The sequence below is a fragment of the Microlunatus phosphovorus NM-1 genome (genome assembly GCF_000270245.1).
Taxonomy (GTDB): domain Bacteria; phylum Actinomycetota; class Actinomycetes; order Propionibacteriales; family Propionibacteriaceae; genus Microlunatus; species Microlunatus phosphovorus.
The window spans coordinates 3,608,781-3,632,631 of record NC_015635.1 but is presented as its reverse complement, the minus strand read 5'-3'; the positions used below and the strand labels follow the sequence as shown (position 1 = coordinate 3,632,631).

General features: G+C 65.4%; 22 protein-coding genes and 1 riboswitch. Of the genes, 18 read left to right on the top strand and 4 right to left on the bottom strand.

Annotated features, from left to right (window positions below):
- Positions 1-76: 76 nt before the first annotated feature.
- Positions 77-499 (bottom strand): SRPBCC family protein, encoded by a 423-nt coding sequence (locus tag MLP_RS16300; protein WP_013864250.1) that lies wholly within the window; start codon positions 497-499, stop codon positions 77-79.
- A gap of 176 nt (positions 500-675) precedes the next feature.
- On the opposite strand from MLP_RS16300, the gene MLP_RS16295 reads away from it, so the two are divergent.
- Together MLP_RS16295 and MLP_RS16290 are read left to right on the top strand one after the other, a co-directional pair.
- Positions 676-924, top strand: coding sequence for a type II toxin-antitoxin system prevent-host-death family antitoxin (locus tag MLP_RS16295; protein WP_013864249.1), 249 nt, complete (start codon positions 676-678; stop codon positions 922-924).
- A gap of 4 nt (positions 925-928) precedes the next feature.
- The gene (locus MLP_RS16290; RefSeq protein ID WP_013864248.1) at positions 929-1,189 is read left to right on the top strand and encodes a type II toxin-antitoxin system RelE family toxin; all 261 of its coding nucleotides are present in this window, start codon (positions 929-931) and stop codon (positions 1,187-1,189) included.
- On the opposite strand, the gene MLP_RS16285 is transcribed toward MLP_RS16290, so the two are convergent.
- Positions 1,177-1,698 (bottom strand): methyltransferase family protein, encoded by a 522-nt coding sequence (locus tag MLP_RS16285; protein WP_013864247.1) that lies wholly within the window; start codon positions 1,696-1,698, stop codon positions 1,177-1,179. The two genes, MLP_RS16290 and MLP_RS16285, sit on opposite strands and share 13 nt — an antisense overlap.
- A gap of 173 nt (positions 1,699-1,871) precedes the next feature.
- Here MLP_RS16285 and MLP_RS16280 point away from each other — a divergent pair, with 173 nt between their 5' ends.
- From MLP_RS16280 to MLP_RS28065, 4 genes are all read left to right on the top strand, one after another.
- Positions 1,872-3,263 (top strand): glycine--tRNA ligase, encoded by a 1,392-nt coding sequence (locus MLP_RS16280; RefSeq protein ID WP_013864246.1) that lies wholly within the window; start codon positions 1,872-1,874, stop codon positions 3,261-3,263.
- Positions 3,264-3,589: 326 nt separating this feature from the next.
- Positions 3,590-4,774 (top strand): tRNA dihydrouridine synthase DusB, encoded by a 1,185-nt coding sequence (gene dusB / locus MLP_RS16275; protein ID WP_013864245.1) that lies wholly within the window; start codon positions 3,590-3,592, stop codon positions 4,772-4,774.
- Between the two features lie 55 nt (positions 4,775-4,829).
- Positions 4,830-5,897 carry an HD domain-containing protein gene (locus MLP_RS16270; protein ID WP_049804769.1) on the top strand — a complete coding sequence of 356 codons (1,068 nt, stop codon included), beginning with the start codon at positions 4,830-4,832 and terminating at the stop codon, positions 5,895-5,897.
- A gap of 152 nt (positions 5,898-6,049) precedes the next feature.
- Positions 6,050-6,205: a hypothetical protein gene (locus tag MLP_RS28065; RefSeq protein ID WP_013864243.1), complete on the top strand. Its 156-nt coding sequence runs from the start codon at positions 6,050-6,052 to the stop codon at positions 6,203-6,205.
- 15 nt (positions 6,206-6,220) lie between these two features.
- On the opposite strand, the gene MLP_RS16265 is transcribed toward MLP_RS28065, so the two are convergent.
- Both MLP_RS16265 and MLP_RS16260 read right to left on the bottom strand, forming a co-directional pair.
- Positions 6,221-6,619 carry a hypothetical protein gene (locus MLP_RS16265; RefSeq protein ID WP_013864242.1) on the bottom strand — a complete coding sequence of 133 codons (399 nt, stop codon included), beginning with the start codon at positions 6,617-6,619 and terminating at the stop codon, positions 6,221-6,223.
- A complete protein-coding gene (locus MLP_RS16260) occupies positions 6,616-7,209 on the bottom strand; it encodes a nucleotidyltransferase family protein (RefSeq protein ID WP_013864241.1) in 594 nt (197 codons plus the stop codon). The genes MLP_RS16265 and MLP_RS16260 overlap by 4 nt, the downstream gene beginning before the upstream one ends.
- A 109-nt stretch (positions 7,210-7,318) precedes the next feature.
- Positions 7,319-7,545: riboswitch (cobalamin riboswitch) on the top strand.
- A 140-nt stretch (positions 7,546-7,685) separates the two neighbouring features.
- On the opposite strand from MLP_RS16260, the gene MLP_RS16255 reads away from it, so the two are divergent.
- The 12 genes from MLP_RS16255 (at position 7,686) to MLP_RS16200 (ending at position 23,841) form a co-directional block, all read left to right on the top strand.
- Positions 7,686-10,316: a ribonucleoside-diphosphate reductase subunit alpha gene (locus tag MLP_RS16255; protein WP_013864239.1), complete on the top strand. Its 2,631-nt coding sequence runs from the start codon at positions 7,686-7,688 to the stop codon at positions 10,314-10,316.
- A gap of 103 nt (positions 10,317-10,419) precedes the next feature.
- Positions 10,420-11,421, top strand: a complete 1,002-nt coding sequence (locus MLP_RS16250; protein ID WP_013864238.1) for a ribonucleotide-diphosphate reductase subunit beta — start codon at positions 10,420-10,422, stop codon at positions 11,419-11,421.
- 60 nt (positions 11,422-11,481) lie between these two features.
- Positions 11,482-12,582: a LacI family DNA-binding transcriptional regulator gene (locus MLP_RS16245; RefSeq protein ID WP_041790156.1), complete on the top strand. Its 1,101-nt coding sequence runs from the start codon at positions 11,482-11,484 to the stop codon at positions 12,580-12,582.
- Positions 12,583-12,763: 181 nt separating this feature from the next.
- Positions 12,764-14,116: an ABC transporter substrate-binding protein gene (locus MLP_RS16240; RefSeq protein ID WP_013864236.1), complete on the top strand. Its 1,353-nt coding sequence runs from the start codon at positions 12,764-12,766 to the stop codon at positions 14,114-14,116.
- A 26-nt stretch (positions 14,117-14,142) separates the two neighbouring features.
- The gene (locus MLP_RS16235) at positions 14,143-15,066 is read left to right on the top strand and encodes a carbohydrate ABC transporter permease (protein ID WP_013864235.1); all 924 of its coding nucleotides are present in this window, start codon (positions 14,143-14,145) and stop codon (positions 15,064-15,066) included.
- The gene (locus MLP_RS16230) at positions 15,063-15,971 is read left to right on the top strand and encodes a carbohydrate ABC transporter permease (RefSeq protein ID WP_013864234.1); all 909 of its coding nucleotides are present in this window, start codon (positions 15,063-15,065) and stop codon (positions 15,969-15,971) included. The genes MLP_RS16235 and MLP_RS16230 overlap by 4 nt, the downstream gene beginning before the upstream one ends.
- A gap of 139 nt (positions 15,972-16,110) precedes the next feature.
- Positions 16,111-18,378, top strand: coding sequence for an alpha-galactosidase (locus MLP_RS16225; protein ID WP_013864233.1), 2,268 nt, complete (start codon positions 16,111-16,113; stop codon positions 18,376-18,378).
- A 41-nt stretch (positions 18,379-18,419) separates the two neighbouring features.
- Positions 18,420-20,363, top strand: a complete 1,944-nt coding sequence (dnaG, locus tag MLP_RS16220; RefSeq protein ID WP_013864232.1) for a DNA primase — start codon at positions 18,420-18,422, stop codon at positions 20,361-20,363.
- A gap of 111 nt (positions 20,364-20,474) precedes the next feature.
- A complete protein-coding gene (locus MLP_RS26560; protein WP_013864231.1) occupies positions 20,475-21,329 on the top strand; it encodes a sigma-70 family RNA polymerase sigma factor in 855 nt (284 codons plus the stop codon).
- A gap of 188 nt (positions 21,330-21,517) precedes the next feature.
- Entirely contained in the window at positions 21,518-22,966 is a 1,449-nt protein-coding gene (locus MLP_RS16210) for a hypothetical protein (RefSeq protein WP_013864230.1), read from the top strand.
- 63 nt (positions 22,967-23,029) lie between these two features.
- Positions 23,030-23,269 carry a hypothetical protein gene (locus MLP_RS16205; RefSeq protein WP_013864229.1) on the top strand — a complete coding sequence of 80 codons (240 nt, stop codon included), beginning with the start codon at positions 23,030-23,032 and terminating at the stop codon, positions 23,267-23,269.
- 23 nt (positions 23,270-23,292) lie between these two features.
- A complete protein-coding gene (locus MLP_RS16200; RefSeq protein ID WP_013864228.1) occupies positions 23,293-23,841 on the top strand; it encodes a hypothetical protein in 549 nt (182 codons plus the stop codon).
- The last annotated feature ends 10 nt before the right edge of the window (positions 23,842-23,851 follow it).

The window sequence follows — 23,851 nt, the reverse complement described above, 5'->3', positions numbered from 1 at the left end:
GAGCCGGGCTTGTCGCGATGGGTCACGAATCGCCTGGGCGAGCGCGGTGCCCGGGACGATCACGAGGTCATCGGTCTCAGGTGGATGATTCGGCCTGGGCTTTCAAGCCCGCAGTCTCCATGGTCAGGTAGCGATTCGTCAGGCCCTTGGTGAGTGTGCCGATCAACCAGCCGCCGGGACCGTTCTGGTCGAGTCGGGAGATCGCTCGCGACCCGTCGCCGGATGCCTCGACATAGTGTCCACCGACGGTCGTCACACCGGGGGCCTTGGCAACCCAGATGAAGTGGCTGCCGTCGACGAGTTCGGTGACCTCCCAGACCGCCGCGGGCAGCTTCGGCTGCCTGATCCGGGCTTTGGAGCCGACTCGCAGTGGACCGGTGTCGAGCCGCTCGACCGACGTCACCGAGGCAGTCCATTCCGGCCAGCGCTCCACATCGCTGAAGACCTCGAACACCCGCGCCGGTGGCGCGTCGATCTGGGTCGATGATTCGAATCTCATGCATCCATGGTCCCATCGACTCGGGCGGCGAATTCGGTGGGAATCAGGCGATCGAGAAGTAGTTTGCTGTGCCAAAAACTGCGATTTCGGGACCGCACACTACTTCTCGATCCGCTCGCCAGTGCATTGCCGCTCTTCATCTGTACAAGTCATGAGTTCAAACGTACAGTTGAGGTATGTCGACGATCAGCGTGACCGAGGCGCGAGCGCAGCTACCCGGGGTGGTGGAGCGCAGCGTGACCGAGGCGGTGCTCCTGGAGCGCCGCGGTCGAGTCGTCGCGGTGGTGGTAAGTCCCGAGTTCTATCACCGGGCGCTGGATGCCCTGGAAGAGGCGAACGACGTGGCTGCCTTTGATGCCGCGATGGCCGAGGAAGGTCCGAATCTGCCGTGGGCCCAGGTCAAGGCGGATCTCGGCTGGAGCTGAGCCCATGCCGACGTACGAGGTTCAGGTCCGGCCGGCTGCCATACGCGCCTTGCGGAGGATCGCTCATGCCGATCGCGATCGGATCCAAGCGGCGATCGGACTGTTGGCAGCAGATCCCCGGCCACCTAACTCACACCGGTTGGCCGGACGTCCCGCATACCGGGTCAGGGTCGGCGACTACCGGATCATCTACACCTGTGATGATGGGCTTCTCGTCATCGTGGTCGTCACGTTGGGCCACCGCAGGGATGTCTATCGACGCTGATCGGAGTTCGGCGATGACGATCCCCGCCACGGGGTGAGCCGAGGGATCCAGCCGGGCACCGCACGCAGATATTCCTCATACTCCTGGCCGTACCGCTCCCTCAGGGTGGGCTGCTCGTAGCCGAGGACGAATCCGACCACCGCGATCGCCACCACCAGCGCGTACCCGAACAACACTGGCCGGCCGAGCACCAGACCTTGCCCGAGGATGGTGGCCAGGACCGCGACGTACATGGGGTTGCGCACGTAACGGTACGCACCGCCGATCACCAGCCGCTCGGTCGGCGCCACGGGCGCGGGCGTGCCGCGGCCCTCGATGACGAAGCGTACGAAGGCGTGCACCAGAAGTATCGCGCCGGCGACAGTGAGCACCGCGCCGACGAGCCGGATCGGCCACCATAGGGGCTGCGAGTGCCACCCGGTCAGCGCGAACGGGATCACGCCGGCAACCACCCCTGGCGTCACGGCGAAGAAGATCGCACTCCCGGCCGCTGCCGCCCCTGTGCGCATGTGGACCCTCCACTGTGTTGAGCCCAGGCTAGCCCCGCCAGGAATCCCTCGGGTGACCAAGCACACGGCGTCAAGAACTCGGCGGCGGACCAAGATCTGGGCGGCTAGGCTGGACCGTCGCGCCCTCCCAGCCGGGGAGGGTTGATGGACAGATACTCAGGAGCGAAGTTCCCGTGGCAGCGACCAGCCGACTCGACAACGTCATCAGCCTCTGCAAGCGGCGGGGGTTCGTGTTCCCCGCCGGCGAGATCTACGGCGGCACGCGGTCGGCCTGGGACTACGGCCCCTTCGGCGTGGAGTTGAAGGAGAACATCAAGCGGCAGTGGTGGAAATCCGTCGTCACCGGCCGCGACGACGTCGTCGGCATCGACTCCTCGATCATCCTGCCCAAGCAGGTCTGGGAAGCCTCCGGCCACCTGACCGCCTTCGCCGACCCGCTGGTGGAATGCCTGAAGTGTCACCGCCGCTATCGCGCGGACCATCTGCAGGAGGAGTTCGCCGAGCGCAAGGGACTGCCCGATCCAGACGCCATCGCGCTGACCGAGATCCCGTGCCCCAACTGTGGCACTCGCGGGGAATACACCGAGCCGCGCCTGTTCAACGGCCTGCTGAAGACCTTCCTCGGCGTGATCGAGGACGAGACCGGGCTGCACTACCTGCGGCCGGAGACCGCGCAGGGCATCTTCGTCAACTTCGGCAACGTCGTCCAGGTCTCGCGCAAGAAACCGCCGTTCGGCATCGGGCAGGTCGGCAAGTCCTTCCGCAACGAGATCACCCCGGGCAACTTCATCTTCCGGACCCGCGAGTTCGAGCAGATGGAGATGGAGTTCTTCGTCGTGCCCGGCACCGACGAGGAATGGCACCAGTACTGGATCGACGAGCGCACCAACTGGTACGTCGACCTGGGCATCTCCCGAGACAACCTGCGCCTCTACGAGCACGCGCAGGAGAAGCTGTCGCACTACTCCAAGCGGACCGTCGACATCGAATACCGCTTCCAGTTCGCCGGCAGTGAGTGGGGCGAGCTCGAGGGCATCGCCAACCGGACCGACTTCGACCTCACGACCCATTCCGAGCACTCCGGCACCGACCTGTCGTTCTTCGACCAGGCCAACAACAACCGCTTCGTGCCGTACGTGATCGAGCCCGCCGCAGGTCTGACGCGTTCGCTGATGGCGTTCCTGATCGAGGCGTACACCGAGGACGAGGCGCCCAACACCAAGGGCGGGGTGGACAAGCGGACCGTGCTCAAGCTCGATCCGCGGCTGGCGCCGGTCAAGGTCGCCGTGCTGCCGCTGTCCCGGAACGAGGCGTTGTCGCCCAAGGCGAAGGACCTGGCCAAGGAGCTGCGCAAGCACTGGAACGTCGACTTCGACGATGCCCAGGCGATCGGACGCCGCTATCGCCGGCAGGACGAGATCGGTACGCCGTTCTGCGTCACGGTCGACTTCGACACGTTGGACGACAATGCGGTGACGATCCGCGAGCGCGACACGATGTCGCAGGAGCGGGTCAGCCTGGACAAAGTCACGGAGTATCTGGCGACTCGGCTGCTGGGCTGCTGATCTTGGTCCCGGTGTCGTCGATTGGTGGTGGTCGGGTTCGCGAGGACCCACCGGGAGAGGAGCGCTGGCTACCATCCGCCCTCGCAAGCTCGGGCTCCCGCCAGACCCGCCACGCCAGCGCTCCTCTCCCGGAAAGTCCTCGCTTGGCGGTCAACGTTGGGTTGAGTGACCAAGATCAGCAGCCGGGTGTGGATGTCGCCAGATCCTCGGTGACCTTGTCGGCCGCACCCGATCCTGCGGCGTCGCGCTCGGCGGTCTTGGGGGGCCTGAATGGTGGTGCGGCTCGTTCGGATGTGACGGTGGTGGGCGGGTGGACTGATGGTGGTGTGGCGCTTTCGGAGCGTGCGGCAGGCGGATTCGGGTTGCGGCTGGGTTCGTTGGCGGTCGATACGCCGGTGATTCTGGCGCCGATGGCGGGGGTGACGAATGCGGCGTACCGGCAGTTGTGCCGGGAGCAGGCGGAGGCCGGGGCGGTGCCTGCGGGTGGTCAGGCCGGGCTGTTCGTCTGCGAGATGATCACCAGCCGGGGGATTGTCGAGGGGGACCGCAAGTCGCTGGGCATGCTGCAGTTCGATCCCGGGGAGAAGGTCCGTTCGGTCCAGCTGTACGGCGTCGACCCGGCGATCATGGGCCGGGCGACCGAGATCTTGATCACCGAGCATGAGGTCGACCATGTCGACCTCAACTTCGGTTGCCCGGTGCCGAAGGTGACCCGCAAGGGCGGGGGAGGGGCCCTGCCCTACAAGCGGCGTTGGCTGGAGTCGATCCTGACCTCGGTGGTTGCGGCGGCCAGCCCGCATGGCGTCCCGGTGACGATGAAGACCCGGATCGGCATCGACGATGATCACCAGACCTATCTCGACGCCGGCCGGATCGCCGAGCAGGCGGGTTGCGCGGCGATCGCGCTGCATGGTCGGACGGTGCAGCAGGCCTATGCGGGTGAGGCCGATTGGGCGGCGATCGCCGCGCTGAAGCAGAGCGTGTCGATCCCGGTGCTGGGCAATGGCGACATCTGGGAGGCTGCGGACGCGCTGGAGATGGTGCGGCAGACCGGAGCCGACGGAGTGGTGATCGGGCGCGGCTGCCTGGGGCGGCCATGGCTGTTCCGTGACCTCGTCGATGCCTTTGCCGGCTTCGCCTCCAAGACGTTGCCGACCTTGGGCGAGGTGGCCTCCATGATCAGACGGCACGCTGAGCTGCTGGTGGGCTACAGCGACGAACACCATGGGCTGCGCGAGATGCGCAAGCACATGGCCTGGTATCTCAAGGGTTTCCCGGTCGGTGGTGAAGTCCGTCGCGCGCTGGGGCTGGTGGCGGGCTTCGACGAGCTCGATGACACCTTGGCTCTGCTGGACCCGGCGGCGGCATTTCCGGTCGGCGAGCTGGGACTGCCGCGCGGTCGGCAAGGCTCTCCACGGGCCAAGGTCGCGCTGCCCGAGCACTGGCTGGACGATCCGCTGGCGGTCGATCTGGAGCTGGCTGATGCCGAGATCGGGGTGTCCGGTGGCTGAGCAGCGCCCCGGCGAACGAGATATCTCCGAGCGTGCCCAGCAGTGGGCGGCCACGATGCAGGGACACGCGGGTACGCACCTGGTCCGTGCCCATGCCACCTCCCATGCGCTGACCGGTCCCGGTCCGGTGCTCCCCCGCGAGCGGCGAGAGGAGTGGGAGGACCTGCTCCTTCGTCCGGAGGCGACGCGTGGCCGCGGCGCCGGCACCCGGGCACGCCCGGAGTCTCCCGATCCGGAACGCACCTGTTTCGAGCGAGACCGGGACCGGATCGTCCACTCGACTGCTTTCCGGCGGCTTGCCGGCAAGACTCAGGTGGTCGTCTACCCACGCGACCACCAGCGGACTCGGCTCACCCACGCCATCGAAGTAGCCCAGGTCGCGACCTCGATCGCCCGGGGGATCGGCGCTAACGTCGCTCTCGTCGACGCGATCGCGCTCGGTCACGATTGTGGTCACGGTCCCGGTGGACATGCGAGCGAGGAGGCGTTCGACGCGTTCATCCCGGAGGGGTATGACCATGGGCCGTGGGGAGCCGATGTCGTGCTCGCCCCGTTGAACCTGTGCCTGGAGACGCTCGACGGGATCCGCAACCACTCCTGGTCCCGGCCCGCGCCGAGCACCATCGAAGGGGAGATCGTCAGCTGGGCCGACCGGATCGCCTACTGCGCGCACGATCTCGAGGACGCCGTCCATGCCGGGATCGTGGCCGAGGCCGACATCCCGGCCGAGGTCGCGGAGATCTGTGGTCGCACCCGTCGGGACCAGTTGCGGACCTTCATCAGGGCCGCCATCCACGCGGTCGACCGCTATGGCGAGGTCGGCATGGAACCTGCCGAGGCCTCGGCGCTCGCCGTCTTGCGGGCGTTCAACTACGAGCGGATCTATGTCCGTCCAGCCTCCCTGGCGCAGTCGCGGGCGGTGGTCGAGGTGCTCCGGGCCTTGGTGGAGTTCTATGTCGAGCAGCCCGACCGGATGCCGTCGCCGGCCGCGTTCGACGTTCCGGCCGACGACCGGGTGCGGGCCGCGGTCGCCTACGTGGCCGGGATGACCGATCGCTACGCCTTCGACCGGGCCATCGCCGAGCTTGGCTGGGACCCCGATCGGCTGCCACCAGCGAGTTGAGTTGCCCGGATGGGCGGACGTAAGAGTTATGGATGATGCCATCCCCGACATCGGGGATGACATCATCCATAGGTCGCGAATGGCCCGGGAATTGGAGGCGGCCGGCGACTTGGCCGTGGAGTCGAGGGCGTCGAGCGGAGGGTGGTGAACCGATGAGCCACGTGGCAGTTGGCGCCACGACCTTGTCGATCTACACGCTCAACGATCTCGGGCTCTATGACCGACAGGGCGACTACACCGGGGCAGTCCACGTGGCCGCCTGCGGCACACCCATCACCCTCGACCTCGAAGCCATCAGCCGGATCTGAAGAGGGCTCCAGGTCTCAGTGGCCCAGAAGCGTGATCTGCCTCGCGAGTTCAACGAGGGTTCGCGCTCGGCGGACCAAAGCCTCCGCTTTCACGAGGGTGATCAGCGTCGTTCCGTACTCGACTTCTGCCTTGGATGACAGCAACTCGCGTAAGGCACGTTCGGCGGCACTCGCGTCGTTGCGACGTCCGAGCGCCTGCCTGAGTTCCTTTGCGGCGGTGGCGTGGTTCTGCCCCTTGCTTGTCATCCCAGTCAGTGCCGTGACGGTCGCGTCCTTGGCGCTGATTCCAGCGTGGATGGCGTCTCCGGCGGCTGGAGTCGGGCGTTCCATGGTGAGGTTGTCCTCGGCGGAGGCGAGGTAGTCCTCGGCTTTGGTCAGGAAATTCCTCGCATACGCCCGGTGCTCTCCCGTCATGAGGCACTCCGCAGGTCGGCACGTGGGACTTCGCCGAGGAGGGCAATCCCATCACGGAGGATCTCGGCTACCACCGGCTCACGACGGGTGGGCTGCGCGAGGAACTGCTCCATGCTCAGGTGGATGATGTCGCACTCGTTGCCGAGTCGCGACCTCACGGCATCCTCTAGTCGGATTCTCCCGTCCCAGGTTGGTGGAGCGATGACGGCCAGGTCGACGTCGCTTGCGGGCTGCGCCTCGCCACGAGCTACAGAGCCGAAGAGGATCACCGCCTGGATATCGTCCTCGCAGGCATCGCGCACGACATCGGCGAGGTTGTCGATCGGGCTCAGCAACCTGCGCAGCGCGACTATCGCGACATGGTCTTCGTTGATCGAATGCACGCCCGCTCGACCAACCACGGCGGTGCTGGTCAAACCCAGTTGGGCGCTCTCCTTGAGGGCCTGCTGAACGGTCCACAAGCTATATCGGTCCGCGAGCAGGCCATGGATCTGCCGTCCGGTCATCGGGGTGCCGGTGCGCATCAAAGCGGCAAGGACGGCCCCTCGGGCTCCTGGCACGACTCCGCCGAAAGGTTCGCTGAAGTACATATGACTAGTGTGCCAGTCATGTGACTGGCTGGCCAATCAATATCAGAAGAGTGTCGTGCGGATCTCAAGAAACTACATCTGGGTAGTTACAAACGGGCAATCACCAGATATGGTGGTCGACGTAGCTGGTTCGGCCGCTCAGCCAGAGTGGTCGTCGTAAGAGGGAATCCGGTGTGAGACCGGAACTGCCCCGCAGCGGTGAGCGAGAACGACCGCCGTCATCAGCACTGGGAGTGATCCCGGGAAGCGACGGTCAGTAGGCCCCGCGTGCTCGTCCGATCGGGCGCGTACGCGCAGCTCGCAAGTCCGAAGACCTGCCCGCTATCGCTCGTGGACCGACTCCACGGGCGTGCGTCCGTGGCCTCGTGGGAGGGCCAGCGACGACCTCGGCCGCCGACCCCTCAGGGTCAGGCCCGGTTCGCCGTACCTCTCGCTTGATCGCGGGCAACTCACTGCGTCTGGAACGAGGGGATCTCATGACCACATCCACTGCCGCCACCATCCGGGTCCGCAAGCGTGACGGCTCCCTGGAGCCGTACGACGGCTATGAGATCGCGGAGTCGATCTCAGCGGCCGCCCGCGGGTTGGAGGAGGCGATCGAGCGGACCACCCAGATCTGCTCGGAGCTGGAGATCGTGCTGTTCGACCAGATCACCACCGAGCAGCTGGACGAGGCGGTCATCCAGGTCGCGCTGCAGAACGTGAAGGACGACCCGGCGTACGACACGATCGCCGCCCGGCTGCTGGTGAAAACCCTCTACAAGCAGGTGTTCGGCCAGACCCACGACCTGTTCGGCGAGGCGGTCGAGGAGACGATCGCGCTGCTGCATCGGGACTACTTCGGCGGCTACATCGAGCAGGCCGTGAACCGCGGCATGCTCGACTCCCGACTGGCCGAGCTGTTCGATCTGGACCGACTTGCCGCGGCCCTGGATCCCACCCGCGACGACCTGTTGCGCTACATCGGCGTGCAGACCATGCGGACCCGCTACATGCTGACCGACCAGGCGACCAGCACCGGCAAGAAGCGCTCGCTCGAGGTGCCGCAGTTCTTCTGGATGCGGGTCTCCATGGGTCTGGCGCTCAACGAGGACGATCCCACCGAAGCTGCGCTCGGCTTCTACGACAAGATGTCGCGGCTGGACTACCTCGCGGCGGGCTCGACCCTGGTCAACGCCGGCACCTCGTACGCCCAGCTCTCCAACTGCTTCGTGATGCAGATGGAGGACGAGATCGAGCACATCGCGAAGTCGGTTCGCGATGTCATGTGGCTCACCAAAGGCACCGGTGGCATCGGGCTGTCGGTCACCAAGCTGCGCAGCGAGGGCTCGCCGATCCGGTCCAACAACACGACCTCGACCGGACCGATCCCGTTCATGCACACCATCGACTCGACGCTGCGGGCGGTCTCCCGGGGCGGCAAGAAGTTCGGCGCACTGTGCTTCTACCTGGAGAACTGGCACCTCGACTTCGCCCAGTTCCTCGACCTGCGGCAGAACTCCGGTGACCCCTACCGGCGTACCCGGACCGCCAACACCGCGGTGTGGATCTCCGACGAGTTCATGAAGCGGGTCCGTGACGATGCCGACTGGTATCTCTTCGATCCGCTGGAGACCCCCGACCTGGTCGAGCTCTACGGCTCCGCGTTCTCCACTCGCTACGCCGAGTACGTCGCGATGGCCGAGGCCGGCACCATCCACCGTTTCAAGAAGATGAGGGCGCGCGAGCAGTTCCAGTCGATCCTGATCTCGCTGCAGACCACCTCGCACCCGTGGCTGATCTGGAAGGACACGATCAACACCCGGGCCCTGAACAACAACACCGGGACGATTCACCTGTCCAACCTGTGCACCGAGGTCTGCCTGCCACAGGATCGGGAGAACGTCGCCGTCTGCAACCTGGCCTCCATCAACCTCTCCCGGCATCTGGTCGAGGTCGACGGCTTGCTTCAGCTCGACTGGGACCGGCTCCGTGCCTCGGCCCGCTCCGCGGTACGTCAGCTCGACAACCTGATCGACATCACCATCTCCTCGGTGCCGGAGTCGGAGCACTCCAATGACCAGAACCGTGCAGTCGGCCTGGGCGTGATGGGCTTCACCGACATCGTCGAGCGGCTCGGTCTCAGCTACGAGAGCGAGGCCGCCTACGACCTGATCGACGAGCTGATGGAGTTCGTCAGCTTCCACGCCATCGACGCCAGCGCCGACCTGGCCAGGGAGCGCGGCAGCTATCCGAACTTTGCCGGTTCCCGCTGGTCGAAGGGCATGGTGCCGATCGACACTCTCGAGGTGCTGGCCGCCGATCGTGGCACACCGTTGACCGTGGACAAGACCGCCCGGATGAACTGGGAGGCGCTGCGTAGCAAGGTGGCAGGTGGCATGCGCAACGCCACCCTGCTGGCGATCGCTCCGACCGCCTCGATTGGTCTCGTTGCCGGCACCACGCCCGGCATCGACCCCCAGTTCAGCCAGATCTTCAGCCGCTCCACCTCGGCCGGCAAGTTCCTCGAGGTGAACCGCAATCTGGTCGCCGATCTGAAGGCACGCGGGCTGTGGGAGCAGGTCCGCGAGGATCTGCTGCGTCACCAGGGCGATCTGTCTGAGATAGACGGGATCCCAGAGGAACTGGCGGCGATCTACCGGACCTCCTTCCAACTGTCCCCGTACGCGTTCCTGCACGTCGCGGCGCGGGCGCAGAAGTGGATCGACCAGGCGATCAGCCGCAACATCTACCTGGCCGACCGGGACATCTCGACCATGGTCGACCTCTACCAGGCGGCTTGGGACCTCGGGGTGAAGACCACCTATTACCTGCACATGAAGCCGCGGCACCAGGCTGAGCAGGCCACGGTCAAGGTGAACAAGGCAGCGGAGCTGCGGCCGACCTCCGGCAGCGGTGGACCGGGTCGTCGCGGCTTCGGCGCCGCCCGCCGGCCGGCGCCTGCGCCGGCCATCACACCTGCGCCGGCCATCACGCCCGCGCCCGCAGTCACGCCTGCGCCCGCAGTCCCGACGGTGACCGCCGCGCCGGTCATTCCGGCGCTCGATCTCGTCGACACCTGCCCTACCGACCCCCAAGAGCGCCTGCAATGTGACTCGTGCCAGTGAGTCGTGACGAACCTGCGGCTCAGCGGGCGGATGTCGGCGTGTCGCAGCGTTTTGGCCTTTTGACCCCCACGAATGTCACCGAACTTCGAAGAGGAATCTGATCATGACCAGCACCACCAACCCCAACCCTCGCATCCTCGGCACCGGCATCCAGGAAGGCCTGCTGCTCAAGCCGGTCACCTATCCCTGGGCCTACGACCTCTACAACCAGGCCGTGGCCAACACCTGGTTCCCGCACGAGGTCCAGCTGGGCGAGGATCTGTCCGACTTCGCCCGGATGAGCCCGGACGAGCGGCACGCCCTCACCCACCTGATGAGCTATTTCAACCCGAATGAGTTGTTGGTCAACAAGGCTCTCGCCTTCGGGGTCTACCCGTACGTCAATGCTGCGGAATGCCACCTCTATCTCGCCAAGCAGATGTGGGAGGAGGCCAACCACTGCATGGCATTCGAGTATGTGTTGGAGACCTTCCCGATTGACCGGGCGGCGGCCTACGAATCGCATGTCACGGTGCCCTCGATGGCGGCGAAGGAGGAGTTCGAGGTCCGCTACATCAAGCGGATGACCGAGCAGACCCTCGACATCTCCACCGTGGCAGGCAAGCAGGACTTCGTCCGGAATCTCGTTGCCTACAACGTGATTCTGGAGGGGATCTGGTTCTACTCCGGCTTCATGGTGGCGCTGTCGTTCCGGCAGCGGAATCTGCTGCGCAACTTCGGCTCGCTGATCGACTGGATCGTGCGGGACGAGAGTCTGCACCTCAAGTTCGGCATCAACCTCATCTTGACCGTGCTGGAGGAGAATCCCGACATCGCGACGGAGGAGTTCGCAGCGGAGATCCAGGACATGATCATCGACGCGGTCGCGATGGAGGAGGCGTACAACCGGGATCTGTTGCCGAACGGGATTCTCGGGCTGAACGCGGACTACATCAACACCTACGTCAAATACCTGGCCGACCGGCGATTCGAGGAGCTCGGCTTCGAGCCGGTGTACGGCGTCGCCAACCCGGCCAAGTGGATGGCGGCGGCCAACGACACCCTCGAGCTGGTCAACTTCTTCGAGTCCATCAACACCTCCTACGAGGTGAACGCCCGCGCCTGAGGGAAGGTACTGGCGGTATCTCGGATGCCTGGCGAGGAGGCGCACTTCTATACTCCTCGCGTGTCCATCGGCGCGACGACGTGGTACGTGGCGACGAGCCCCCCGAAGAAGCGGCGCGTCACGATCAACGATGTCGCGCGCAAAGCCGGGGTGAACAAGGGCACCGTGTCCAGGGCGTTGCGAGGCATGGACGGTGTGGGGGCCGAGACCCGTGCCAGGATCCTGGCCGCCGCCGAGGAACTGGAGTATTCGGCATCGGAGCTGGGCATGGCCCTGGCGACCGGTTCGACCCGCACGGTCGGGATCGTCCTGCCGAGCTTGCGATCCTGGTACTTCAGCGAGGTCGCCTCGGGCGCGAGCGATGTGCTCAGCAATGCCGGCTTCCGGATCGAGCTGATCAATCTCGACATCGACTCCGATTTTCTGCAGATCGACTCCGAGCAGTTCGCGCGACTCTTCCGTCAGCTGGGGGCTGGGCGCTCCCGCGATGCCTTGTTGTTCGCCGGCACCACGAGCATCCCTGAGGACGGTGGCAGGGCCCTGGTTCCCGTGGCCGCGCACGGAGGGCCGCTGGCGACGGCCCCCGGGGTGTTCGTCGATCACTGGGAGGGCGGGCGACTGGTTGCCGCGCACTTGACCGGACTCGGGCACAGTGCCCTGGCCATGGTGGACGGGCGGATGCTGGGCAAGGTCGACGCCAGCATCTGGGAACAGCGGTCGGCGGGGTTCCTGGCTGGCGTCGCGGACTCGGGTCTCGATCCGGACACGGTCCGTCAGTTGCGGCCCGGCGACTGCCGCTCTGCCGACGGCGAGCAGATCGGGAAGGATCTGCTGGCGTCACCGGACTCGCTGCCGAGCGCAGTGTTCTGCCACTCCGACGAACTGGCCTTCGGATTGATCGCGTCCCTGCGCCGCGGTGGCGTGCACTGTCCCCAGGACATCTCCGTAGCCGGTTTCGATGATCATCCGATGGCACACCTGTGGGACCTGACCACCGTCGATCAGCACGCTTACGCCCAGGGGGTCCGGGCGGCGCAGGCGCTGCTCGGGATGCTGGGGCTCAGCAGCCCGGATACCGAGGCTCAGCTGCCGGCAACCGAGCGGCTGAGCGTGGAGCTGATCATCCGTGATTCAACGAGCCCCGTACCTCGATCCTTATAACGTTTCGGCAGAACCCTTGCCGGACTCGGGTCCCGCGTGGTCTGCTGCCCAATGATCACAATAGGCCGACTGTCGCGAGTGGTTCGTTGACAACCGGTTGCGAGGTGGGCAGGATCATCCGCATACAGGGGTCCTCTGGCTGTCGGGTAGCCGCAAAGAGGCCACATACAAGGAGGAATGCATGACAGAGGTCAAGGACGCGCTCGGCCGGGCAGTATCGCGGCGGAGCTTCCTCGGTACGACCGCGCTGGCGGGCCTTGGTGTCGCCGGTGCTGGCACACTGCTGGCTGGCTGTGGCTCCGGCTCCGGCTCGGGTTCGGGCGGTGGCGGCGAGGGCGGCAAGGAGGGTGGCGGCCCGATCACCTGGGCCAACTGGGCCAACCCCGGCGAGGCCGTCCGCTTCAAGGAGTTCTCCGCCGACTACACCAAGCAGTACGGGGTGCAGGTCACCTGGCAGCAGGTGGTCGGTGACTATCAGCCGAAGCTGATGACTCAGTTGGCCGGTGGCGCCGCGCCGGACGCCTTCTATGTGCAGGACACGATGATGTCGACGCTGATCGGCAGCGGCAAGGCGGTCGCGCTGGACGAGTTCCTCGGCAGCGCGGACTCACCGGTCAAGGTGGATTCCTTCCATCCAGGTCTGCTGCCGTGGTGCAAGGGCGAGGACGGCAAGCTCTACGGGTTGCCGGTGGACTGCAACCCGATCGTCGTTTGGTACAACAAGAAGATGCTGCAGGAGGCGGGGGTCACCACCGATCCGGGCGCCGCCATCGCGGCGGGCACCTGGAACCAGGCGGCGTTCGACGACATGCTGACCAAGATCAAGGCCACCGGCAAGCGCGGCATCGTGGTCGAGGCCGGCTGGGGTGACTTCGCCAGCATGATCACCACCTTCGGCGGCACCGCGTTCGATCCCGACACCGGCAAGTGCGTCTGGGACACCGATCCCAAGGCGCAGGAGGTCCTGGCCTGGCTGTTCGATCACTTCAAGGAGAACACCATCACCTACGGCGGCTCGCTGCCGAAGGGCCAGGGTGCCGAGCAGCTCTTCTACGCCGGTCAGATGGCCATGGTGACCAAGGGCCGTTGGATCCTGCCGAACTTGAAGAAGCTGAAGAACCTCGACTACGACATGGCCCCATATCCGTCGGAGGACGGCAAGACGGTCATGCCGGTCCAGGTGGCGGTCGCGGCCATGTCAGTGCAGACCGGCGCCAAGGACGTGGACGCCTCGTTGAAGTTCCTCGGTCGTTTCGTCAATGCCGATGGCCAGAAGTTCCGACTTGCCGGTGGCGGCAACGCGGTGCCGTCGGTCACCGGTCTGGAGGACATCGTCTTGGAGGACAACATCCCGCCGAACGGCAAGTATTTCAACGAGGTGGCCGCCGTGGGCTACACGATTCCCTTGGCGATCGCCACCAACGCCAAAGTGGCGACCAACTTGCAGCCCACGATCGACGCCATCATCAAGGGCGGTGCGGATTCGAAGGAGTTTGCCAAGAAGACCGCCGCCTTCATCAACGCGGGTAGCTGAGTATGAGTTCGGCAACTGATACGCGTGTGGCCACCACTGGTTCTGGTGGTGGCTCGCACGCGGAGGCGGCGAAGAAACGCCGGCTGCGTGAAGGTGCGTTGGCGTACGGGTTCTTGGCGCCGCAGTTGATCGGTCTGCTGGTGTTCATGATCGGTCCGCTGATCTTCGCCGTGGTGTTGGCGTTCCTCAACTGGGATGGTTTCGGCAACAAGTCGTTTGCTGGGTTGTCGAACTTCGCCTGGGTGTTCACCGATCCGCAGATGCAGACGTCGATGAAGAATACGTTGTGGTTCACGATCCTGCAGGTGCCGGGTCTGTTGGTGTCGGGGTTCTTCGCCGCGGTGTTGTTGCAGACCACGATGCGGATGAAGAACGTCTATCGGACATTCTTCTTCGCCCCGCAGGTCACCTCCACGGTCGCCGTCTCGGCCATCTGGCTGCTACTGCTCAACCCGGAGCTCTCGCCGATCAACTCCTTCCTGGCCAACTTCGGCATCACCCCGCCGGACTGGCTGCAGGATCCGCGGACGATGATCCCGACGATCGCGTTCGTCTCCATCTGGCAGGCCTTGGGCTACCAGTTGGTGATGTTCATGGCCGGGCTGGAGAACGTGCCGCGGGCGTTGTATGAGGCGGCCGACATCGATGGGGCGTCGCCGTGGCAGAAGCTGCGGAAGATCACCATCCCGTTGTTGTCGCCGACGATCTTGTTCTTGTCGATCACCAGCATCATCGGATCGTTCCAGGTGTTCGACTACATCTACTTCTTCTACGACACGACCGCCCCGGCGGCGGCCCGCACCATCGTGTACGAGATCGTGCAGATCGCGTTCCGTGAGCTCAACTTCGGGCGTAGCGCGGCGCTGGCGATGGTGCTGTTCCTTATCCTGCTCGCGGTCACCGGTCTGCAGATGATCGCCCAGAAGAGGTGGGTGTACTACACAGAATGAGCATTCAACAACAGACCGACCTCAAGATGAAGGCTGCGGAGAAGCTCGCCAATGAGCGTGAGGCGCTGAAGAAGAACCGCAAGCCGGTTCGAGTGAGTCGCATCATCCTGCACCTGATCCTGATCATCGGCTCGCTCGGGATGGGTATCCCCTTCCTGTGGATGATCTTCTCCTCGTTCAAGCCGCTGGATGAGATCTTCATGCAGCCGCCGAAGCTGTTGCCGATGTCGCCGACGATGACGAACTACGACACCGCGTTCGCTGCGGGTGGGTTCTTCTCCTCGTTCTTCAACAGCTTCTACATCGCCACCTTGGTGACGGTGATCTCGCTGGTCACCTGCGCCATGGCCGCCTACGCGTTCGCCCGGATGAAGTTCCCCGGCAACAATGCGTTGTTCGCGGTGTTCCTGGCGATGTTGATGGTGCCGTTCCAGCTGACCGTGATCCCGCTGTACATCATCTTGGGACAGCTGGGCTGGATCGACACCCACCTCGCGCTGATCGTGCCACCGGCATTGTTCAACGCGTTCGGGGTGTTCATGCTCCGCCAGTACGTGCGGGGCATCCCGTTGGAGTTGGAAGAGGCCGCCGCGATCGACGGGGCCGGCCGGGTCAAGATCTTCGTGACGATGATCCTGCCGTTGCTGCGGACCCCGATGGTTGCCCTGGGCATCTTCATCTTCCTGGGCCGCTGGAACGACTTCTTTGCACCGTTGATCTTCATCAACAGCGACAACCTGTTCACTCTGCCGCTGTGGGTGAACACGTTCAAGGGTGCCTACTCCGCCGACTGGGGCGGCCTGATGGCTGCCACCTCACTCGCGGCGGTGCCGTTCCTGATCATCTTCGTCATCGCCCAGAAGCAGATCGTGGAGGGCATCGCGCTGTCGGGGTCGAAGACCTAGCGGTCAAACCTCCACGACAGAGCATCATTCTCACGACTGAGCGCTCGGCGGCCAGCTGGTCACCGAGCGCTCAGTCGCTTCTTCAGCCCATTCGCCTATTCAGAAGGTCGGCTTCGACAGAAAGGGTGGTCAGCGACCCATGCCCGTGAATGCCTATGTCCTGCAGCGTTGCGAGGGAATGTCGGTCTTGGTGGATCTCCGCCATGGACGGCTCCCGTCGATCCTGCATTGGGGAGCCGATCTCGGCGACCTGACCAGTGCCGATGCCGCCGCGGTGGCGCGGGCAAGCGCGTACCCGGGAGCACCCAACATCATCGACGACTCGGTGCGGCTGGCCGTGCTCCCGGAGCATTGGACGGGCTGGCTCGGTCGGCCGGGACTGGTCGGTTCCCGGAGTGGTCGGGACTGGTCGCCGAAGTTCACCACGACGTCGCTGCGGATCGACGGTGCACCGATCGACACCGTGATCGTCGACACCGCGACCGATACCGACGGCTCGCTGATCAGCCTGCATGGTCCGAGTGAATTCGAGGTCGAGGCCCTCGACGAGGCAGCCGGTCTGACCCTCGCGATCACTCTTGGCGTCACCGCGGGTGGTCTGCTGCGGGTGCGGGCCAGGGTCACCAACGGCGGCAGCGCGCCGTACGAGGTGCAGAGTCTGACCCCAGCCCTGCCGGTGCCGCCGGTCGCCCGCGAGCTGTTGGACATGTGCGGACGGTGGGGCAAGGAGCGGGTCGCCCAGCGCAGCCCGCTGCAGGTCGGCATTCATCTGCGGGAGAATCGCAAGGGCCGCACCGGCGCCGATGCGGCGACCGTGCTCCATGCCGGCACCCCTGGCTTCTCCTTCCAGCGTGGCGAGATCTGGGCGGTGCACACCGGCTGGAGCGGGAACCACGTGCACTACGCCGAGCGGCTGTCGACCGGTGAGCAGGTGTTGGGTGGTGGTGAGTTGCTGCTCCCCGGTGAGGTGGTGCTGCAGCCTGGGGAGTCGTACGGCTCACCGTGGTTGTACGGGTCCTACGGAGCGGGACTGGACGAGGTGGCGCGCCGGTTCCATCGGTTCCTGCGGGCCCGGCCCGGCCATCCTGGTGCCGGCCGACCGGTGACGATCAATGTCTGGGAGGCCGTCTACTTCGACCACGACCTGGAACGGCTGAGCGACCTCGCCGAGCGGGCGGCTGCGCTGGGTGTCGAACGCTACGTACTGGACGACGGCTGGTTCGGCTCGCGCCGCGATGACCATTCCGGACTTGGGGACTGGACCGTCTCGCCCGACGTCTGGCCGGAAGGTCTGCATCCGATCGTGGACAAGGTCAAGGCGCTGGGCATGGAGTTCGGGCTCTGGTTCGAGCCCGAGATGATCAACATCGACTCCGACGCAGCACGTGCCCATCCGGAGTGGGTGATGGCGACCGGAGATCGGCTGCCGGTCGAGTCGCGCTTCCAGCAGGTCATCAATCTGGGAATCCCGGAGTGCTACGCCTACATCCGGGACGCGATCTTCGCGATCTTGAACGAGTACGACATCGACTACATCAAGTGGGATCACAACCGCGACCTGGTCGACGCAGGCACGCAGCCGTCCGGTCAGCCGGGCGTGCATGAGCAGACGCTGGCGTTCTACCGGCTGCTCGACGAGATCAAGACCGCTTTCCCCGGGCTGGAGATCGAGTCGTGCTCCTCCGGCGGTGCGCGGGTCGACCTGGGTGTGCTGGAGCGTACCGAACGCGTCTGGGTGTCGGACTGCATCGACCCGCTCGAGCGGCAGGAGATGCATCGCTGGACCACCCAGCTGATTCCGCCGGAGCTGATGGGCGCCCACATCGCCTCCGGTGAGTCGCACACCACCGGGCGGGTGCATGACCTGGACTTCCGGGCCGCGACCGCGGTGTTCGGCCACCTCGGCATCGAGTGGGATCTGTCCGAGGCATCTGCGATGGAGTTGGCCGAGCTGCAGGCATGGATCGCGTTCTACAAGGAGCACCGCGGGCTGCTGCTGGCCGGCGACCTGGTGCGGGTCGACTTCCCCGACGCGAGTGTGAACATCCACGGGGTGATTGCGCCCGATCGGGGCAGTGCGATCTTCTCGGTGGTATCGGTGGCCCGCTCCGAGGTCGTCTCGGTGGGTCGGATCAGGCTGCCAGGGTTGGACCCGGATCGCCGCTATCGGGTGACGCCGGTCGTCGAGCTGCTGCCGCACCGGGGTCGCCCGCCGGCCTGGTGGGGTCTGCGGGTGCCGGCGGGCGATGCGTACGCGGCGCTCGATGCCGGCGAGCGGCCCCGGCTGGTGCCGGACGGTGAGCTGGGCGTCGAGCTCAGCGGGGCTGCGCTCGCGCATGCCGGGCTGATGCCGGTCAACATCGACCCTGATCATGCCGTGCTGTATCTGGTGACCGCCGTCGACTGAGCGCGTCAAGACGCGCGTCAGGACACGCCTAGACTGCACCCGTGCCGGGACGGATCAACGACGAGGACATCGCGACCGTCCGTGAGCGTGCCCGGATCGATGAGGTCGTGGGCTCCTATGTCGCCTTGCGCAACGCCGGCAGTGGGACATTGAAGGGCCTGTGCCCGTTCCACGACGAGAAGACCCCCAGCTTTCAGGTCACCCCGTCGCGCGGCTTCTACTACTGCTTCGGCTGTGGTGAGGGCGGCGATGTCATCAGCTTCGTGCAGAAGATCGACAACCTGTCGTTCACCGAGACCGTCGAGCGGCTGGCCGATCGGGTCGGCGTCCAGCTGCGCTACACCGACGGCGGACCTGCCGCGCCGGAGCGTGGCCGACGACTGCGTCTGATGGAGGCACACCAGGCGGCCGCGGAGTTCTATGCTGAGCAGCTGTCCTCGGCCGAGGCGTCGATCGGACGGGATTTCCTGCTGGAGCGGGGCTTCGATCGGTCCGCCGCGGAGCACTTCGGGGTTGGCTATGCGCCGCAGGACGGCAAGGCGCTGCGCCGGCACCTGAACGGCCGTGGCTTCTCCGACGCCGAGCTGGTGGCCGGTGGCTTGATCCGCGAGGCCGGCTGGGACTGCTTCCAGGGCCGATTGCTGTGGCCGATCCGCGACTCCGGCAAGCAGGTGCTGGGCTTCGGTGCCCGGCGGCTGAAGGATGACGACCGGATGCCGGCGAAGTATCTGAACACCCCCGAGACGGCGCTCTACAAGAAGTCTCATGTGCTCTACGGGCTGGATCTGGCTCGGCAACCGATCGGGAAGAAGTCCCAGGCGGTGGTGGTCGAGGGCTACACCGACGTGATGGCGGCACACCTGGCCGGCGTCGACACGGCAGTCGCCTCGTGTGGCACCGCCTTCGGAGATGATCATGCGCGGCTGTTGCGGCGGTTGATGGGCGACCATGATGCCTTCCACGGCGAGGTGATCTTCACCTTCGACGGCGATGCGGCCGGCCAGGCAGCCGCGTTGAAGGTGTTCGGCGGGGATCAGAACTTCGTCGCTCAGACCTATGTGGCGGTCGAGCCGACCGGCCTCGATCCGTGTGACCTGCGATTGCAGCACGGCGACGCGGCGGTACGCGAGCTGGTGGCGCGGCGGGTGCCGCTCTATCGGTTCGTGATGGCGAACATCTTGACTCGGCACGACCTCGATCGGGCCGACGGCCGGTTGTCAGCGCTGCGGGAGGCGGCACCCCTGGTCAGCAGCATCCGCGACAGTGGTCTGGTCGGTGGCTACGTCCGTGAGCTGGCCGGCATGCTCGGGATGGACGTCGACGAGGTTCGCCAGGAGGTGATGCGCGCCGCCTCGCGGCGAACGCGTACCGGCGGTCCGGGGGGAGCGGACTCGCGGGCCAACGCCGGGGAACGGGGGAGCGGACCGGCGAGTCAGCCCGGTCCGACTGAGTCCGACGCCCAGCGGCAGGCGGCCCCCGAGCGTCGGTGGCTGCCCGATCCCCAGGACCGGCAGCTTGCAACGGAGCGGGAGACCACCAAGCTGCTGCTGCAGGCGCCGCTGCTGTTCGGACCGGACTGGCTGGGTCTGGCTGACACCGACTTCACCCATCGGGCGTACGCGGCCGTGTTCCGCTCGCTGCCGGGGGCACGGGACGCCGCGGGTGGACAGCAGCTGGACGGGGCGGCCTGGGTGCACCAGATGGCGACCGCCGTGCCGCACGAACTGCTCACCTCCCTGGTGGCCTCGCTGGCGGTGGAGCCGCTGTCGCTGCACGGACAGGTGAGCGAGCACTACGTCCAGGCGAACGTCGCGAAGCTGCGGCTGCTGACGGTGATGCGTCAGGTCGCCGAGTTGAAGTCGAAGCTGCAGCGGACCAACCCCGTGGAGAACGGGACGGCATACAACCAGATGTTCGCCGAACTCGTCGTGCTGGAGGCTCGCCGTAGCGAGTTGCATGCGCGGAGCCTGCGCGCGGCCGACTGATCCAGGAGCCGACTGATCCAGGGGCTGACTGACGAGAAGTTTTCCACAGACTGGGGATAAGTCCGACGCTGTGCTTCCTGTTCGGATGTCCGGCAACCCAGGCTGGTGGGCATGGACGACTCGGCACTCCTGGCCAGCCCGGCACTTGATGCGCCCTTGCTGACCCCCGAGGAGGAGGTGCAACTGGCCCGGCAGATCGAAGCCGGGGTGCTCGCCGCCGATGCACTGTTCCGTGGCTTGAAGCCTCACGGCGCTACCGCCGAGGAACTGCGCTGGTTGGTCGCAGCGGGGGAGGAGGCCCGATTCCGTTACGTGCAGTCCAATCTGCGTTTGGTAGCGATGGTTGTGCTGCCGGCCAGCGCTCGGGCCGGGCTGCCCGAGGCCGACCTCTTCCAGGAGGGCTGCCTCGGCCTGCTGATCGCCGTCGACAGATTCGATGTGAGTCGCGGCTGCCGGTTTGCGACCTATGCATTGCAGTGGATCCGAGCCTTCGTGAACGCGGCCAGTGCTCGGCTGCTCGGCACGATGAACCTTCCGGCGAGTCGTGCCGTGCAACTGCGTCAAGCGCGTGGCATCGAGGCATTGCTCACCCAGGAGCTGGGCCGGGTGCCGTCTGCGCAGGAGCTTGCCTCAGCACTCGGCCGCCCGCAGGACTGGACGGAACGGCTGCTGGCTCACGAGCATCCGCAAGCGCTGCACGAGGTCGGCGACCTTCCCGACGAGGACAAGGACCTGGAACGCGTGCTGGCTGGTGAGGGTGCTGCTGAACTGCTTCGGGTGCTGCACGGACTGGACCGTCGGGTGATGGAGCTGCTGGTCGGTTTCGCCGGTGAGCCGTTGACCTACGCCCAGGTGGCTCGAGAGCTCCAGATGACCTCCAACCGGGTACGCCGGGCCGAGCAACGAGCGCTGCAGCGACTGCGTGAGGTCTGCCCCCAAGCGGCTCGGGACCTGCTGGCCGGGTAGGTCGTCATACAATGCACTTTCGCGTCGATGACCGATGACTCAGGGGAAGTGTTGTTGGCCAATGCTGATTGCAGCTAGGGACAAGGGGGCTGCTGGAGTTGCCCGCCGAAGGCGTATCTCGAGCCTGATACTGGGAATGGCACTTCTTGCCGTCGGGCTGTTGATCAACCTCGTCATCATGCCGTTGGGTGTCATGCCAAGACCCTATTGTCACCCGGGCGCGGATCGCTGAGAACGTACGTCTGCGCAGTGACCGGGTCGTTCGATCGAGTACCGTCGAGTTTCTGCCAGAGCCGGCTGAAGATGACCACACGATCGAGGCGGTCGGCGGCGACCAGCTTTATGCTACCCGCTTGGTCCCGGTGGTTCGTTTCAACAAGGGTCAGCTCATCAGCAATCTCGAGATTCGCGATGCCTCCGGCCAATTGCTGCCAACTCTTCCGCATGGAGAATATCTGGTGCTGACCGGTCTTTGCATCTTTGCGCTGCTGGGCTCCGCGGTTCGGCAGCCGCAAACCGGAGAGCAGCGGAGGATCTATGCTGAGATCCAGACTTTGCTGATATCTCGCGCGATCAGCTCGGAGGTGCTCGATCAGAACGAAGCGGCGGCGGAGACTGCGAGATTGACGACATTCATCACCAGGAAGCTGCACGTTGAGTCCAGGGATCATCTGACGCTCCTGTGCTCGTTTGTCACCCGTGCTCAGGTGGCATACGCGATCGTTGTCGAGGCGGCGATCCCCCGGGATCGGCACGTGATATTCCAGATCAGCTACGAGGAACGACTGTCCTCGACGCCGGCTCAGGGGGTCGAAACGGCCGGCCTCCGCGAGAAGGTGAGCGCAGCCGTCCGTGAATGGTCGGGGTTGGACCCGAACTCACTGTTCATCGATGTCTCTCGCACCAAGAAGTGTGCGAGCTACCACTTGGAGATCGAGGCCCCAGATGGCTATTACATCGGGGAGACGTGGTTCCACGACCACACGTCGATGAAGCCGATCCCGGTGCTCGAGCCTCAAAAGATCTACCAATCCTCACGGCCGTACTTTCGGTGCCCAAAGCCAAGTGGTCAGTCGTACGCTCACCTGTACACGCGGAGTTTTCAGCACAGCGCCGCACGATCTCCATTCTTGTATGTCCGGTTCTTCGAGAAGCTTCCGGGAAGCCTGGGGAAGGCGTGGATCCTGGCGAGCGCGGTGCTGGCCATTGTGTGGATCTTCGGTGCGACCTGGGATGGTTCGACCCCGCCGACGGGGGAGGAATCGCCGCTTGGCGGGATTGATCCTGGATCGCTGATCTTTGCGTTGCCCCTGGCGCTGTGGGCCATCATGGGATTTGGTGAACGGGCCCGTGGCTATTTCTCGACCTTGGCCTCGCTGGTGAGCATACTGTCCAGCCTGTTGATCTCTTTCGTGGCGCTTGTGCTGACGTTGTTCATCAGGTCGGGAAGGATTCCAGGAGATCTTCACGGGCCATCGGCGGCACTGGTTTCCCATCCCTTCTGGATTGTCTTGCTGGGAATTGCAGTCATCAACTTTCTTTGGATCGGAGAGAAGTTCATGATACGGTTTTGGAGGTGGCGGCGAGTCCTGGCTCCGCCGAATGTCACCTTCAATGCGACGCCGGGAAGTCATTGACGGCGCGCCTTCGCGGCCGGCTTGGGGTTGATAGCTGGACTGCGTGTTCGGTGAGGAGGCGGAGTGTCTGACGGAAAGCGAGAGGGCGAGAGCTACCTGCTGGATGCAGGCGACATGGATGCGCCAGACGTGCCGGTCGAACTCTGGAAGGGTGCACGCGCACGCTTTTGTCGATCCTGGCAGTCGATGCCCAGCCTGGCGCAGGAGCGTGCGGACATGTCAGGGGTGACGCAGTCGAGTCTGGGGAAGGCCGGTCTGACTCTCGAGCAGCTTTTGACCGGCTCCCTGGACGAGCTGGACTGAATCCCCATTGGTTGAATGGCATCGTGCGACAGTGGTGGAGCAAGACCCGTGGCCTGGACCCGGCGGTGTACGCGAGTTGGCGTGAGACCCTGTCTGAGGTGCCAGGGCGGCCGGCACGGATCCTCGCTTGGACCCACGCCGTCGGCGTGGGTCCCGAGCCCGGCGTGGTCGTGCTGAGTCCGGCCGCGGTGTCCGTACGAACAGAGGACGCGTGGCGGCACGTGGGCTGGCACGAGATCGAACGCGGCGGTTGGAATGTCGAGACCGCGCAACTGCGCTGGCAGACCTATTCCGGCAAGCGTGGAGCCGTCGCGCTGCCCGATCCAGCCCGGGTGCCGGCGGTGTTCCAGGAGCGCGTCCAGGCGAGCATCGTGTTCGAGCGCTTCGTTCCCGCGACGCCCGGGAGCGACCGAGGCGTGATCATCAACGGCCGCCGCGATCTCGCGGATACGCCATCATCAATCACGTGGCACACCACCCTGACCCGCGGCGTCACCTGGCGAACTCCGGGTATCCGGGAGCTGGCCGACGCGACACTGGCCGAGGTTCGTCACGAGTACGACGAACGCTGATCTCCTGCTA